This is a genomic window from Mycobacterium heidelbergense (assembly GCF_010730745.1).
GTDB classification, from domain to species: domain Bacteria; phylum Actinomycetota; class Actinomycetes; order Mycobacteriales; family Mycobacteriaceae; genus Mycobacterium; species Mycobacterium heidelbergense.
Genome location: NZ_AP022615.1, coordinates 5,008,083 through 5,021,041 on the forward strand (window position 1 = coordinate 5,008,083; position 12,959 = coordinate 5,021,041).

Genomic DNA, 12,959 nt, shown 5'->3' on the forward strand with positions numbered 1-12,959 from the left:
AGGTACTCAGCCATTGACGTCCGCCACCACGGGCGCCATGGACGCTACCTGGGGGCCCTCTGCGACACAATAGGTTTGCCTTAGCTAATTGAGGCTAGGCTGGCCTTATCAAGGTCGGCGCACGTCGGGGCCGTGCGATGTGCGTGGGATCACACGTCGACCACCGGGAGGCGCACCGGCCCGCCTGCGGATTCAGCCGGCGACGGCCCCGGGCTCGGGGAACGGCGCGCCGAACTCGGGGACGGGCGCGAGCCCGCGCTTGCGGGCCTTGGCGGCGGCCTGGCGGATCAGCTTGTAGATGCCGACGAACGCGGCATGATCGGTCGCCACGAACGGCGTCAGCAGCCGGTTGTGCACCAGCGCGAACGCGATCCCCTCCGCCGGGTAGGCCCAGCCGACCGAACCGCCCATCCCGACGTGACCGAAGCCCGGCATCACGTTCCCGATCGGCAGGCTGTGGTAGCCCAGGTGGAAAGCCAACGGCACGAACAGGTTCCGGTCGGGCCGCAGGCTCGGCCGGCCCGTCAGGCCCGCCACCAGTTCGCGGGACAAAAACCGGGTGCCGTCGATCTCACCGCCGTTGGCGATGGCCCCGTACATGCGCGCCAGCGCGCGGGCCGTCGCGACCCCGTTGGCCGCCGGAATCTCCGCGTCCAGCAGCGGGACCTCGCCCTGGACGGCGGCAATCATGCCCGGGAAGTACATGGAACGAAACGCGCCCGACAGCTCGTTGGCGACCCTGCGCGTCACGCAGTCGACGACCGGGTTGGCGACGATGCTCTGCGGCATGATGATCTCGGCGACCCGGGTCGGGGACTCGGCCGGCGGGCGACCCAGGTGCATGCCGTCGGTGTCCAGCGGCTCGGCGAGCTCCTCGCGGATCAGCGCGCGCATGCCCTGCCCGGTCACCGCCCGGGCAAGCCCCGACATCAGCCAACCGAAGGTCAGCGCGTGGTACGCGGGTTTGCCGAGCAGCCGTCCCGGAGGCGCGGCGGCCAGCCGGCTTTCCATCACGACGTGATCCAGCAAGTCCTCCCGGGTGGCGCCCCGCAGGCCCGACAGGCCGGCGGCGTGCCTCATCACCTCGCGCACGGTGAGTGCCGCCTTGCCGTTGGCCGCGAACTCCGGCCAGTACTCGGCAACCGGGGCCTCGTAGTCGATCAGCCCGCGATCGGCGAGCCGGTGGATGACCGTGGCGGCCATTCCCTTGGTCGCCGAGAACACCATGGGGGCGGTGTCGGCCGACCACGGCGCGTGACCGCCCCGGTCAGCCCAGCCTTTCCAGACGTCGACGGCGGGTTGCCCGTCGACGTACACCGCCAGTGCTCCGCCACCGAACCGACGCCCGGGGAACATGGTGGAAAAGCTGCGCACGACGCAATCGAAGTGTGGGTCCGCCGCGCCGAACACACCATGGCCCGCGTCAGGGCCATCGTGGGGAGGGACCGCGCGGCGATCGACCCATGATTCCACCGTCACACTTTCGAATTTACGTGGATTTCATACTGCCCGACGGCAAACAAAGATTAATTTACCTTTCCGTTAGCGAGACGCTGCGTCCAGTATTTGCTGGGCCGCCAGCGCGGGGGTCAGCTCCCCCGCCTTGACCCGGCGTTCGACGTCGGCGCGGATCTTGCGCACGTCCGGGTTGGACAGCACCCGGTGCACGACCGTGTCGCGGACCATCTGCCAGGTCCAGTCCACCTGCTGGGCCCGCCGGCGCTCGTCGAACTCGCCGGCCTCGGTGAGCACCTGACGATGGCGCTCGATGGTGTCCCACAGCTCGGTCAGGCCGGTCCCCTCCGTCGCGCTCATCGTGAGAACCGGTGGGCGCCACAGCGTCTCACGCGGGTGGATCAATCTGATCGCGCCGGACAGTTCGCGCGCGGCCTTTCGCGCCTCGGCCAGGTGCTCGCCGTCGGCTTTGTTGACCACCACGACGTCGGCCAGCTCCAGCACGCCCTTCTTGATGCCCTGCAGCTGATCGCCGGCGCGCGCCAGGGTCAACAGCACGAAGGTGTCGACCATGTTGGCCACGGCCACCTCGGACTGGCCGACGCCGACGGTCTCGACGAGGATCACGTCGAACCCGGCCGCCTCCAGCAGCACGATGGTCTCCCGGGTGGCCTTCGCCACCCCGCCCAGCGTGCCCGAGGTCGGCGACGGGCGGACGTAGGCGTCAGGGTGCACCGCCAGGCGCGCCATCCGCGTCTTGTCGCCCAGGATCGAGCCGCCGGTCCGCGTCGACGACGGGTCGACGGCCAGCACCGCGACCCGATGGCCGTGCCCGATCAGCTGCATGCCGAGCGACTCGATGGTGGTGGACTTCCCCACCCCGGGCACACCGGTGATGCCGACGCGGTGCGCGTTTCCCGAGTGCGGCATCAGCTCCAGCAGCAGCCGCTGGGCCTTTTCCTGGTGGTCGGCGCGGGTGGACTCCAGCAGGGTGATGGCGCGCGGCAGGGCCGCGCGATCGCCGCCGCGGATGGCCTTGGCCAAACGTTCCGGCGTCATCTGGCCCCCCACCACGCGAGGCTGCAACTAGCGACGCATTCCTCGAGTAGCGGCGTCGTGGAATACAGTTTCGCGGCAACCATTAGTCCAGGTCGTACCCAAGCCGGTCGGCGAGCTTGTGCAGTAGGCCGATCGCGGCGTCGGCGATCACCGTCCCGGGCGGGAAGATGGCGGCGGCCCCGGCGGCGTACAGCTCCTCGAAGTCGCCGGGCGGGATGACGCCGCCGACCACGATCATGATGTCGGGCCGCCCCACCTCGGCCAGCGCGTCGCGCAGCGCCGGCACCAGGGTCAGGTGCCCGGCGGCCAGCGACGACACCCCGACGACGTGCACGTCGTTGTCGGCGGCCTGGCGGGCCACCTCCTCGGGCGTGGAGAACAGCGACCCGACGTCGACGTCGAACCCGAGGTCGGCGAACGCCGTCGCGATCACCTTTTGGCCGCGGTCGTGGCCGTCCTGGCCCATCTTGGCCACCAGGATCCTGGGCCGGCGGCCGTCGGCCTCGGCGAACTTCTCGACTAACTCGATGGCGCTGGCGATGTTGGTGGCCTTTCCGGCTTCGTCACGGTAGACCCCGGCGATGGTACGGATCTCCGCCTGGTGGCGGCCATACACCTTCTCCAGCGCATCGGAGATCTCCCCCACCGTGGCCTTGTGCCGGGCCGCGTCGATGGCCAGCGCCATCAGGTTGTTGCCCAGCCCGTCCGCACCCGCGCGGCCGTGCGCGGCGGCCGCGCGGGTCAGCTCGGCCAACGCGGCCTCGACGGCCGCCTGGTCGCGGCTCGCCCGCAGCTCGCGCAGTTTGGCGAGTTGCTCGGCGCGCACCCGGCTGTTCTCGACCTTGAGGACCTCGACCTCCTGGTCCTCCTCGACCTGGTACTTGTTGACGCCGATCACCGGCTGGATCCCGGAGTCGATGCGGGCCTGGGTGCGCGCCGCGGCCTCCTCGATCCGCAGCTTGGGGATGCCGTCGCTGATGGCCGCGGCCATGCCGCCGTGCTCGGCGACCTCGGCGATGTGCGCGCGGGCCCGCTGCGCGAGCCGATGGGTCAGCCACTCCACGTAGTAGGAGCCGCCCCAGGGGTCGATGGGCCTGGTGGTGCCCGACTCCTGTTGCAGCACCAGCTGGGTGTTGCGGGCGATGCGGGCGGAGAAGTCGGTGGGCAGCGCCAGCGCCTCGTCGAGCGCGTTGGTGTGCAGCGACTGGGTGTGGCCCTGGGTGGCGGCCATCGCCTCGATGCAGGTGCGCGCGACGTTGTTGAAGGCGTCCTGGGCGGTCAGCGACCAGCCGGAGGTCTGCGAATGTGTGCGCAGCGACAGCGATTTCGCGCTCTTCGGGCTGAACTGGCCGACCAGTTCGCTCCACAGCAGCCGGCCGGCCCGCAGCTTGGCGACCTCCATGAAGAAGTTCATCCCGATGCCCCAGAAGAACGACAGTCGCGGCGCGAACTTGTCGATGTCCAGCTCGGCGTCCAGGCCCGCCTTGATGTAGTCGACCCCGTCGGCCAGGGTGTAGGCGAGCTCCAAATCCGCTGTGGCGCCGGCCTCCTGGATGTGATAGCCGGAGATCGAGATGGAGTTGAACTTCGGCATCTTGGCGCTGGTGTAGGCGAAGATGTCGGAGATGATGCGCATCGACGGCTTGGGCGGGTAGATGTAGGTGTTGCGCACCATGAATTCTTTGAGGATGTCGTTCTGGATGGTGCCGGCCAGCTTCTCCGGCGGCACGCCCTGCTCCTCGGCGGCCACCACGTACAGCGCCAGGATCGGCAGCACCGCGCCGTTCATGGTCATCGACACGCTCACCGCCGACAGGTCGATGCCGTCGAACAGCTGCCGCATGTCCAGGATGGAATCGATTGCCACGCCGGCCATTCCGACGTCACCCTGGACGCGGGGATGGTCGGAGTCGTAACCGCGGTGGGTGGCCAGGTCGAAGGCCACCGACAGGCCCTTCTGGCCGGCGGCCAGGTTGCGGCGGTAGAACGCGTTGGACTCCGCGGCGGTGGAGAATCCGGCGTACTGCCGGATCGTCCACGGCTGGTTGACATACATCGTGGGGTACGGGCCGCGCACGAAGGGCGGTTCGCCGGGGAAGCTGTTCAGGGGGTAGCCGTCGGCCGCCGCGGCGGCCCGGTCGGCGCCGATGTACACCGGCTTGACGTCGATGTCCTCCGGCGTGTGCCACCGCAGCTGGTCGGGGGTGTACCAGTGCGCCGCCGCGGCCGCGGCGACGTGGTGTTCCACTGCGGCTTCGGTGGGCGGCCGCGGTGGACGCTCGCCGTTCAGCGGGACCTCGGCGAAGTTGCCGATCACGGATGCGGTGGTGGTCACTGCGGCTACGCTCCCAACCGGGCGAGAAGATTCGAAAGGGCTTGGACCGCATCAATTTTCGCGGTCAGGAACTCGTCCGGCCGGTGCTCGGCATCCGCCACCGCCTTTTCCGGTCCGGCCAGGTACACCCTCGACACACCGGCCCCACGGGCCGCCGCGACGACGCCCGCGGCCTCGTCCCGGTAGCGCTGGTCGGTGCCGCAGATGACCGCCACGCCCGGCGACCCGGCGTCCCCGACGGCCGCCGCGACAGCGGCGGAGTCGACGGTGCCCGGATTGACCGCCTCGACGCCGCCCGACGCCAGCAGGTTCGTCGCGAACGTGGCCCGGATGTTGTGCTCGGCCAGCGGGCCCAACGGAAGCAACAGCGCCCGCGGGCGTGAACCGGTGCGGGCCAGAAAGGCATCGGAGCGGTCGCGCAGCGCTTCGAACGCGGCGGCGTAGCGCGCCAGGTTGCCGGCGGCCAGCGGCGAGGCCGACGAATCACCGTGTGGCAGCGCCGGTTCGGACAGGTTCGGGAATTCATTGACACCGGTGATCGCGGTGCGGCGGTGCGCGATGTCGTCGGCGCGTCGCGCGGCGATCTCGGCGATCCGCTCGGCGATGTACGCGCGTGCGCCGACGAATCCGCCGTGCGCCTCGATGGACTGGAAATGCTCCCAGGCCCGCTGCGCCAGCCGCTGGGTGAGGTCCTCGACGAACCACGATCCGCCGGCGGGGTCCAGCACCCGGCCGACGTGCGACTCTTCCAGGAGCAGCAGCTGGGTGTTGCGGGCGATCCGGCGCGCGAAGCTGCGCGCCGTGCCGGGAAAGCCGCCCGGGATCGCCGCGTCGAACGGCAGCACCAGCACGGTGGCGGCGCCGCCGACGCCCGCGCCGAACGCGGCCAGCGTGCAGCGCAGCATGTTCACCCACGGGTCGCGCTGGGTCATCATCGGCAGCGACGTTTCCGCGTGCACGGTGACGGCGCCGCCCTGCGGGTCGCCGAGCACCTCGGCGACCCGCGCCCACAGTTGGCGCGCGGCCCGCATCTTGGCGAGCGTCATGAACTGGTCGTCGTCGGCGGCCAGCCGGAAACTGATCTGCCGCAACGCCTCGCCGACCGTCAGCCCGGATTCGGTGAGCAGCCGAAGGTAGGCCACCCCGGCGGCGACCGTGCCGGCCAGCTCCCATGTCGCGTTGGCGCCCAGGTTGTGGAAGGCGGGCCCGTCGACGGTGATCGCCCGCACGCCGCAATGACGCGACGCCCGCTCGGCGGCCGTGACGACCTCGCCGAGCGCGGGCGCGGGACGGTCGCTCAGCGACGCGGTGAGCGGGTCGCCGCCCAGGTCGATCGAGAGCGTGGCGCGCTGTTCGGGTTCCACCCGGGCCGCCAGCGCCAGCATGACGTCGCCGGCGGCGGCGTAGTCGGCGCCGGCGACGAGGAGGACCGGCGCCATGCTCAGGTACACGCCGTCGAGGGCGCCCTCGAGCTGGTCGGGGGTGACGCCGGACTCCCCTATCCGGAGCACCAGCGCGCTGGCCCCGTTGGCCAGCGCGTCGAGCACGGCCGAATTGACGTCCTTGGCCGCGACCCCGGCGACCCGGTCGGCCGGAAAGGCCTCGGCCACCTTCCATCCGGACTTGACGTCGCGCAGCGCGTCGCCCCCACGCACGTACGGCCACTCGCCGGGCAGCGGCGGTTCCGGCAGCTCGTCGAGCGCGGTGTAGAGCGCCCGGATGGCGATCCCGTCGTAGGTCGGGGTCTCCAGCAGCCGCTCGGGCCGGTCGCCCAGCTCCGTGGGGTCCTTCCGGGTGCTTTTGGACAGCACCCCGGCGACCGCCGTGCGCCAGCGCCCGCGAACCTGTTCTAGGTCGGCGAGCTCGGGTACATCAATGGACACCGATTTGCTCCCTATTTCCCAGCACATGGCAGTGTTGTGTGGGGTTGCTCGGGGTCTGCCACGTACTAATGAGGCTAATTGATCGGGGCTCGTCGCTAAAAACGGCGGGGTCGGCTCGGGGCGCCGATGAAACGCCAGCCTCGGGATACGAGTTATTCATCTGGGCCCCGTACCCTTGACAGGCGTGACGGCCTCCGCCACCAGCAAAATCACCCGGGCGCTGCGCGATCTCGGCGGCGCGATGGGCGCGGCCGCGCGCCGGCTGTCCTGGCCCCGGGCGATCGCGACAGTGGTCGGCATCACAGTCGTGATCGCGGCGGCGACGTGGCTTCCGCTGCCCACGCCGGTGCAGATGCGGGACTGGGCGGAATCGGTGGGCCCCTGGTTCCCGCTGGCGTTCCTCGGCGCGCACGTCGTGGCCACGGTGGTGCCGGTCCCCCGGACGGCGTTCACCCTGGCCGCCGGGCTGCTGTTCGGCCCGATGTCGGGCGTGGCGATCGCAGTGGTCGCCAGCACCACGAGCGCGGTGATCGCGATGCTGCTGGTGCGCGCGGCCGGCTGGCGGCTCAACCGCCTGGTTCGCCACCGATCGATCGACACGGTCGACGAGCGCCTGCGGCAACGGGGCTGGCTGGCCATCCTGTCGCTGCGATTGATTCCCGCCGTGCCGTTTTCGGCGATCAACTATGCCGCCGGCGCGTCCACCGTGCGCCTGCTGCCGTACACGTTGGCCACGCTCGGCGGCCTGCTGCCCGGCACCACCGCCGTGGTGATCCTCGGCGACGCGCTCGCCGGCCACCCCAGCTCGCTGCTGTTTCTCGTGTCGCTGTGCACGGCCAGTCTGGGGCTGACGGGCCTGGTCATCGAGATTCGCCACTATCGGCGGCACCACCGCCGCGCGACACAGGGCGCCTCGCGCGGCGAAGAGCCGTCCCCCGAACCGGCCGTCGTCGGCTAGGTTCACGGGAACGCGAGTCTGAACGATTGGCGAATGCGTGCCATCGAAAGGGCAACCCGTCATTGCCTGCACTATGCCTGTGATGCTGCTATTATGCAGGCATGGTTGCCATCACGGTCCGTGAAGTCCCCGACCAGGTTCGCGACGAACTGGCTGCACGTGCGGCGCGATCTGGGCAGTCATTGCAGGAGTACCTGCGCGGCCTGCTCGTCGCGATGGTCGACAAGCCGACGGCGCGCGACGTCGTCGCCCGCGCCCGCGCCCGCGTGAACACGACAGGAGTGCGCCTGGACGCGTCCACAATCCTTGCCGCCAAAGACGCCGATCGTCGGTGAGCGAGCGTGTCGTCTGTGACGCATCGGCGGTGGTAGCCGTCCTACTGGATTCCGGCGGTGATGGTCAATGGGCAACAGCACAATTGACGGAAGCGGATCTCTTCGCACCGACGTTGTTGCCGTACGAATGCACCAACGTCATCCGACGTGCAGAACTCAGTGGAGCAATCGGGGCCGACCAGGCCGTACAAGCGCACGCCGATCTACTCGACCTAACGATTGATCTTTGGCCATACGACGTGCTGGCAACCCGCGCCTGGGAGCTCAGGGCCAATCTGTCCAGCTACGACAGCGCCTACGTCGCGCTCGCCGAGATCTTGGCTGCTCCGTTGGTGACGTTGGACCGCCGGATTCTGCGAGCGCCGGGCATTGCCTGTTCGGTGTTGGTTCCCAGCGGAAAATTCGGGCGGTAGCGTCCTCAGGTACCGCGCGTCAATAGGTCGGTTGCACTATCCGTACCTGCCGCCTAGCGGGTGGGTGCGCCACCTCGATACCGGCCTGAGCGCACGCCTGGGTACCGCTGAGCGCATGAGGGTCGGTGGGCCAATTGCGTTGCCCCGCATCATCGAACAACGCGACCGCGTTGGGCGCCGGCCCGGTGGTGAACCGCGTCTGATACCGGATGCCGGCGTGCCGGCCCGTGCCGAAGAAGGCGGCCGCCCATGCCTGCGGCAGGTCGTAAGCCGGGCATGTCCCGATTTCACGGGTCATGCCGAAGTCGACGGCGTTCCGCGCGCAGGCGTTGGCAAGCCACCGTGGTACCGGTATCCGAAGTTCCGAAACCTGTGTGCCCGCGGCGGCGTCGAACGTGACCAGCCCCTGGCGCACCAGGTCGTGACCGAACCGCTCCCGCAGGGCCGTCGCCAAATCTGTTGATAAATAACAGGTTCCGTTGGGTTGTAACAGATCGAATCGGCCCGAGAGGTCGGAAGAAAACCACCACGGGGACTTGTTGACGGTGTGCGCCCGGTACAGCGGCACGTCCACCGCCAGGCGCGACCGGGGGAAGCCCGACAACGCGGGCGGCGGTAGGCCAAGCGCGGGCCGCTGTCGTGAACCGCTCACGCGCGCCAGCCGGCCGCCACCTCGCGCGCCATCGCGACCACCCGCTCGGCGTCGCGGCCCTCGCGCAACCACTCACTCGGGCACGCGCCGTCGAGCCGATCGCTGGGGGCGCGCATCCACAGCGCCATCATCCAGGCATCGTCGGTGCCTTCCGCAAGGGCCGTCAGCACCGCGCGCAGCGACGGAATCGTGGCGCCGCTATCGAGGAACTGCCACACGGGATACACCACTCCGCCGTCGGCTAGCGGGCAGCCCAGCATCGCGTGCTGGGCAATTCTCTGGTGCAGGGCCTGCCGCGATATCCCGAGCCAACGGGCGAGCCCCGAGGTGTCGTAGAAGGGTCCGGACAGCTCGTCGAACACATGGCCCAACGGCAGCGCCGCCACCATGGCTTCGGCGATGGCTTCGGGATCGCCGAACGCTTCCGGGCTCAACTGTGCGTCGGCGGCTTTGCGAAGCCGGTCGTGCACCTTGCGGCTGACCGATCGCATGATCTCCCGTTCCAGCACCGCCAGATCCGTCATCGTCACTCCCCGGTCCAAAATTACGTCAAGCACGTCAAGTATATCCCGTCAAGCGCATCAAGCGCGCGTCGTTCGCCGCTGCCGCATGGCCTCCCCGGTTCGCCGGCCGACAGCGCGGCGGCTTACCGGCCACGTCGGGGGCGAAGATCAGAGTCCGGCGCCGGCACCCGCCCGCCCAAGATGGAAGGATGGGAGAGATGCCGGAACCTTCGCTGTTGGCCAGGATGGGCGCGCGGCTGCTGCGGTCGCGCCCGCTGATGCGCGCGCCGACCTGGATCTACAAGAGCCGCGCGGGCGCGCTGTTCGGCTCGCGCATCCTGATGCTCGAACACGTCGGCCGCAAGTCCGGCGCACCGCGCTACGCCGTGTTGGAGGTCGTCGACCACCCCACCCCCGACGCCTACGTCGTGGCCTCGGGCTTCGGCCGAAAAGCCCAGTGGTTCCGCAACATTCGGGCCAACCCGCGGGTCCGTGTGTACGTCGGCAGCCGCGCGCCGAGGCCGGCGACCGCGCGCGTCCTCGACCGGCAAGAGGTCGACCGCACGCTGGCCTCCTACCGCGGCCGTCATCCCCGCGCCTGGGAGCGGTTCCGGCCGGTGCTCGAGGAGACGCTCGGCGAGCGCATCACCGACACCGACAGTCCACTGCCGATGGTCGAATTACGGCTGGGCTAGCGGCCTCTGGGCGTCGCTAGCCAAAATCGGGCGTCAACTCCCATGCGTCGCATCGGTAGCTCGCCGGCCGGCACATGACGCGGAGCCCGTCCGCGAATTTCAATTCGGCGGTGGAAACGTGACGTCGACGCCCGGCGACGTCGACGACTCGTGCAACTCCAACGCCCCGCGCAGCGGCGTGTCCGCCGGCACGTCGAACGACCACACCGCCGACACGCAGGCCCCGGGCACGACGACGAGCTCGGTCGCCCGCGTCCGTAACGCGGCGGCGCCATCGACCCTATAGACGGTGTCGTTGACCTTCAGCTTCTGATCGACCGCGAAGATCACTCGCCGTTGCGTGCCGGTATTGGTCATCCTCAGGTGGGCGGTGAGGAAGACGCCCTGCGCGGTGGCCTGCGTGCAGGAGTTGACGGGGTCGCCGGCGATCTTGGAACGGTCGACCGACGTCACGAGGAAGATCAGGTCACCGTCGATGGCCAGCTGGCCCACGCGCACCACCGGCGGCCCCGCCGGCCGCACGGGATGCGTCGCCGTCACGTCCCCGTCACCGTCGGCGGCCGGCGCAACGCCATACACAAATCCTCGCGCGGAATCCCGGAAACCGATGGGGCCTGGTCATAGCCAGTCCACAGTACCTAACTGCAATGGATTATTACGTTAATTCGCAAGCGAAATCGGCACGAGCCGCGCCGTCAACCGCTAGGGCCCTTCACCGTCATCACGGCGAACGTGGCCAGAAACACCGCGGCCGGAACGGCGTTGACGACCTTGTCCCGTACCCGCACGTGCGCGCCCACGGCCAGGACGAAATACAGCGTCAGCATCGCCGTCGTCAGCCTCGCCAGGGCGGGGAACCGGGTGACCGACAGCAGGCCGACCGCGGCGGCCGCCTTCACCACGGGCAGCACGGGTCGAACGTTGTCGGGAACCCCCAGCTGGTCCAAGGTTTTCTTGATGGGAGCCAGCTGGACGCCGCACGCCACCGCGTCGACGGCGTGGAAGGCGGCCAGCGCCGCATAGGTTTTCGGTGAAGTCAGGACGCTCATACCGACCAGCTTATGGGGTCAGCTCCGGCGGCGCTCCCGGCCGGCCGTCCACCGGCTGGCGGGCGATCGCCTCGGCCTTGGCCACCGCCTGGGCGATGGTGGGGTCGGTCTCGGTGTTGAACCAGTCGGCGACCTCGGCGTCGTCGTCCGATTCCTTGGGCACGTCCTCGACCGGGGACGGCTGGAACCGGAACACCCCGTCCTCGCCCGGGGCGCCCAGCAGTTTGGTGAACCCCTGCAACGCCGCGCTGAAGTCGCTGGGCACCACCCACACCTTGTTGGCGTCGCCGCGCGCCATCTCCGGCAGCGTCTGCAGGTACTGGTAGGCCAGCATCTCCGGGGTGGGCCTGCCGGCCTTGATCGCCGCGAACGTCTTCTCGATGGCCTTGGCCTGCCCCTGCGCCTGCAGGTAGGCGGCGGCCCGCTCGCCCTGGGCGCGCAGCATCCGCGACTGCCGGTCGGCCTCGGCGGCCAGGATCGCGGCCTGCTTGGCGCCCTCGGCGGCCAGGATCTGGGCCTGCTTCTGGCCCTCGGCCTCCTTGATCGCCGCCTCGCGCATGCCTTCGGCGGTCAGGATCATCGCCCGCTTCTCGCGGTCGGCCTTCATCTGCTTTTCCATCGAGGCCTGGATCGACGGCGGCGGGTCGATGCTGCGCAGCTCGACCCGCGCCACCCGCAGGCCCCAGCGGCCGGTGGCCTCGTCGAGCACCCCGCGCAGCTGCCCGTTGATCTGGTCGCGGGAGGTCAGCGTCTGCTCCAGGGTCATGCCGCCGACGACGTTGCGCAGCGTGGTGGTGGTCAGCTGCTCGACGCCGACGATGTAGTTGCTGATCTCGTAGACGGCCGCCTGCGGAACGGTGACCTGGAAGTAGACCACGGTGTCGATGTTCAGCGTCAGGTTGTCCTCGGTGATCACCGGCTGCGGCGGGAACGACACCACCCGCTCGCGCAGGTCCACCCGGGCGCGGACCCGGTCGATGAATGGCACCAGCAGGGTCAGCTGCCCGCTGACCGTGCGGCTGTACCGGCCCAGGCGCTCGATCACCGCGGCCTCGGCCTGCGGGATCAGCGCAACGGATTTGGCCACCACGATGATCGCAAAGATCACCAGGATGAGCGCCACGACCAGCAACGCGACTGCACCGTGCATCACGCTTCCTCCTATCTCTCCGCCAGGGGATTACAGGTCCTTGAACACCACCGCGGTGGCGCCGTCGATCTGCATCACGGTCACCCGTTCGCCGGGCTCGAACACGTCGTCCTCGTTGAGCGGCCGCGCCGTCCACACCTGGCCGTCCAGCTTCACCTGGCCCTCGTCGCGGGCGACCCGGTCGAGCACCACCGCGCTCCGGCCCTCCAGCGCCTTGATGCCGGTCGGCAGTCCCGTTGCCGGGGCGAGCCGGCGCCGCAGCGCCGGCCTCACCAGAACCAGCAGCAGAATCGAGACGACCAGGAACACCGCCGCGTCGGCCCACACCGGCCAGCTCAACAACCAGGTGCTCCCCGCGGCGGCCAGCGCCCCGCCCGCCAGCATCAACAGGGACATATCGCCGGTCAGCGCCTCCGCACCGGCGAGTACCAGCCCGAATACGAGCCAAATCACCGCGACGGGCATGCGGCCA

The 12,959-nt window shown here is 69.6% G+C and carries 14 protein-coding genes; 4 read left to right on the forward strand and 10 right to left on the reverse strand.

All coding sequences use genetic code 11. The annotated features are described in order from the left end of the window. Window positions 1-192 precede the first annotated feature (192 nt). The 4 genes from lipL to mutA form a co-directional block, all read right to left on the reverse strand. Window positions 193-1,479, reverse strand: a complete 1,287-nt coding sequence (gene lipL, locus G6N25_RS23250; protein ID WP_083075186.1) for an esterase/beta-lactamase LipL — start codon at window positions 1,477-1,479, stop codon at window positions 193-195. A 63-nt stretch (window positions 1,480-1,542) separates the two neighbouring features. Beyond that, on the reverse strand, window positions 1,543-2,514 hold the full coding sequence (gene meaB / locus G6N25_RS23255; protein ID WP_083075188.1) for a methylmalonyl Co-A mutase-associated GTPase MeaB: 972 nt from the start codon (window positions 2,512-2,514) through the stop codon (window positions 1,543-1,545). Between the two features lie 82 nt (window positions 2,515-2,596). Continuing rightward, window positions 2,597-4,849: a methylmalonyl-CoA mutase gene (gene scpA, locus G6N25_RS23260; protein WP_083075190.1), complete on the reverse strand. Its 2,253-nt coding sequence runs from the start codon at window positions 4,847-4,849 to the stop codon at window positions 2,597-2,599. Window positions 4,850-4,854: 5 nt separating this feature from the next. Continuing rightward, window positions 4,855-6,732: a methylmalonyl-CoA mutase small subunit gene (gene mutA / locus G6N25_RS23265; protein ID WP_083075192.1), complete on the reverse strand. Its 1,878-nt coding sequence runs from the start codon at window positions 6,730-6,732 to the stop codon at window positions 4,855-4,857. Window positions 6,733-6,916: 184 nt separating this feature from the next. Between mutA and G6N25_RS23270 the strand changes: the two genes are divergently transcribed. The 3 genes from G6N25_RS23270 to G6N25_RS23280 all read left to right on the forward strand — a co-directional run bounded on the left by G6N25_RS23270 (window position 6,917) and on the right by G6N25_RS23280 (window position 8,438). Next, complete coding sequence (locus tag G6N25_RS23270; RefSeq protein WP_083075194.1) at window positions 6,917-7,690, forward strand: TVP38/TMEM64 family protein; 774 nt, start codon at window positions 6,917-6,919, stop codon at window positions 7,688-7,690. A 101-nt stretch (window positions 7,691-7,791) separates the two neighbouring features. Beyond that, entirely contained in the window at window positions 7,792-8,025 is a 234-nt protein-coding gene (locus G6N25_RS23275) for a FitA-like ribbon-helix-helix domain-containing protein (RefSeq protein ID WP_083075196.1), read from the forward strand. Further along, the gene (locus G6N25_RS23280; RefSeq protein ID WP_083075198.1) at window positions 8,022-8,438 is read left to right on the forward strand and encodes a type II toxin-antitoxin system VapC family toxin; all 417 of its coding nucleotides are present in this window, start codon (window positions 8,022-8,024) and stop codon (window positions 8,436-8,438) included. Before G6N25_RS23275 ends, G6N25_RS23280 begins: the two co-directional genes overlap by 4 nt. Window positions 8,439-8,457: 19 nt before the next feature. On the opposite strand, the gene G6N25_RS23285 is transcribed toward G6N25_RS23280, so the two are convergent. Continuing rightward, window positions 8,458-9,090 carry an RES family NAD+ phosphorylase gene (locus G6N25_RS23285; RefSeq protein ID WP_232065894.1) on the reverse strand — a complete coding sequence of 211 codons (633 nt, stop codon included), beginning with the start codon at window positions 9,088-9,090 and terminating at the stop codon, window positions 8,458-8,460. Then, entirely contained in the window at window positions 9,087-9,614 is a 528-nt protein-coding gene (locus G6N25_RS23290; RefSeq protein WP_083075202.1) for an antitoxin Xre/MbcA/ParS toxin-binding domain-containing protein, read from the reverse strand. Before G6N25_RS23290 ends, G6N25_RS23285 begins: the two co-directional genes overlap by 4 nt. A gap of 197 nt (window positions 9,615-9,811) precedes the next feature. Here G6N25_RS23290 and G6N25_RS23295 point away from each other — a divergent pair, with 197 nt between their 5' ends. Further along, on the forward strand, window positions 9,812-10,288 hold the full coding sequence (locus G6N25_RS23295; RefSeq protein WP_232065895.1) for a nitroreductase family deazaflavin-dependent oxidoreductase: 477 nt from the start codon (window positions 9,812-9,814) through the stop codon (window positions 10,286-10,288). A 99-nt stretch (window positions 10,289-10,387) separates the two neighbouring features. On the opposite strand, the gene G6N25_RS23300 is transcribed toward G6N25_RS23295, so the two are convergent. From G6N25_RS23300 to G6N25_RS23315, 4 genes are all read right to left on the reverse strand, one after another. Beyond that, on the reverse strand, window positions 10,388-10,828 hold the full coding sequence (locus tag G6N25_RS23300; RefSeq protein ID WP_232065896.1) for a DUF4352 domain-containing protein: 441 nt from the start codon (window positions 10,826-10,828) through the stop codon (window positions 10,388-10,390). 155 nt (window positions 10,829-10,983) lie between these two features. Next, complete coding sequence (locus G6N25_RS23305) at window positions 10,984-11,337, reverse strand: DoxX family protein (protein WP_083075206.1); 354 nt, start codon at window positions 11,335-11,337, stop codon at window positions 10,984-10,986. Between the two features lie 10 nt (window positions 11,338-11,347). Next, window positions 11,348-12,487, reverse strand: coding sequence for an SPFH domain-containing protein (locus G6N25_RS23310; protein ID WP_083075207.1), 1,140 nt, complete (start codon window positions 12,485-12,487; stop codon window positions 11,348-11,350). Between the two features lie 30 nt (window positions 12,488-12,517). Next, on the reverse strand, window positions 12,518-12,952 hold the full coding sequence (locus G6N25_RS23315; protein WP_083075208.1) for an NfeD family protein: 435 nt from the start codon (window positions 12,950-12,952) through the stop codon (window positions 12,518-12,520). Window positions 12,953-12,959 lie beyond the last annotated feature (7 nt).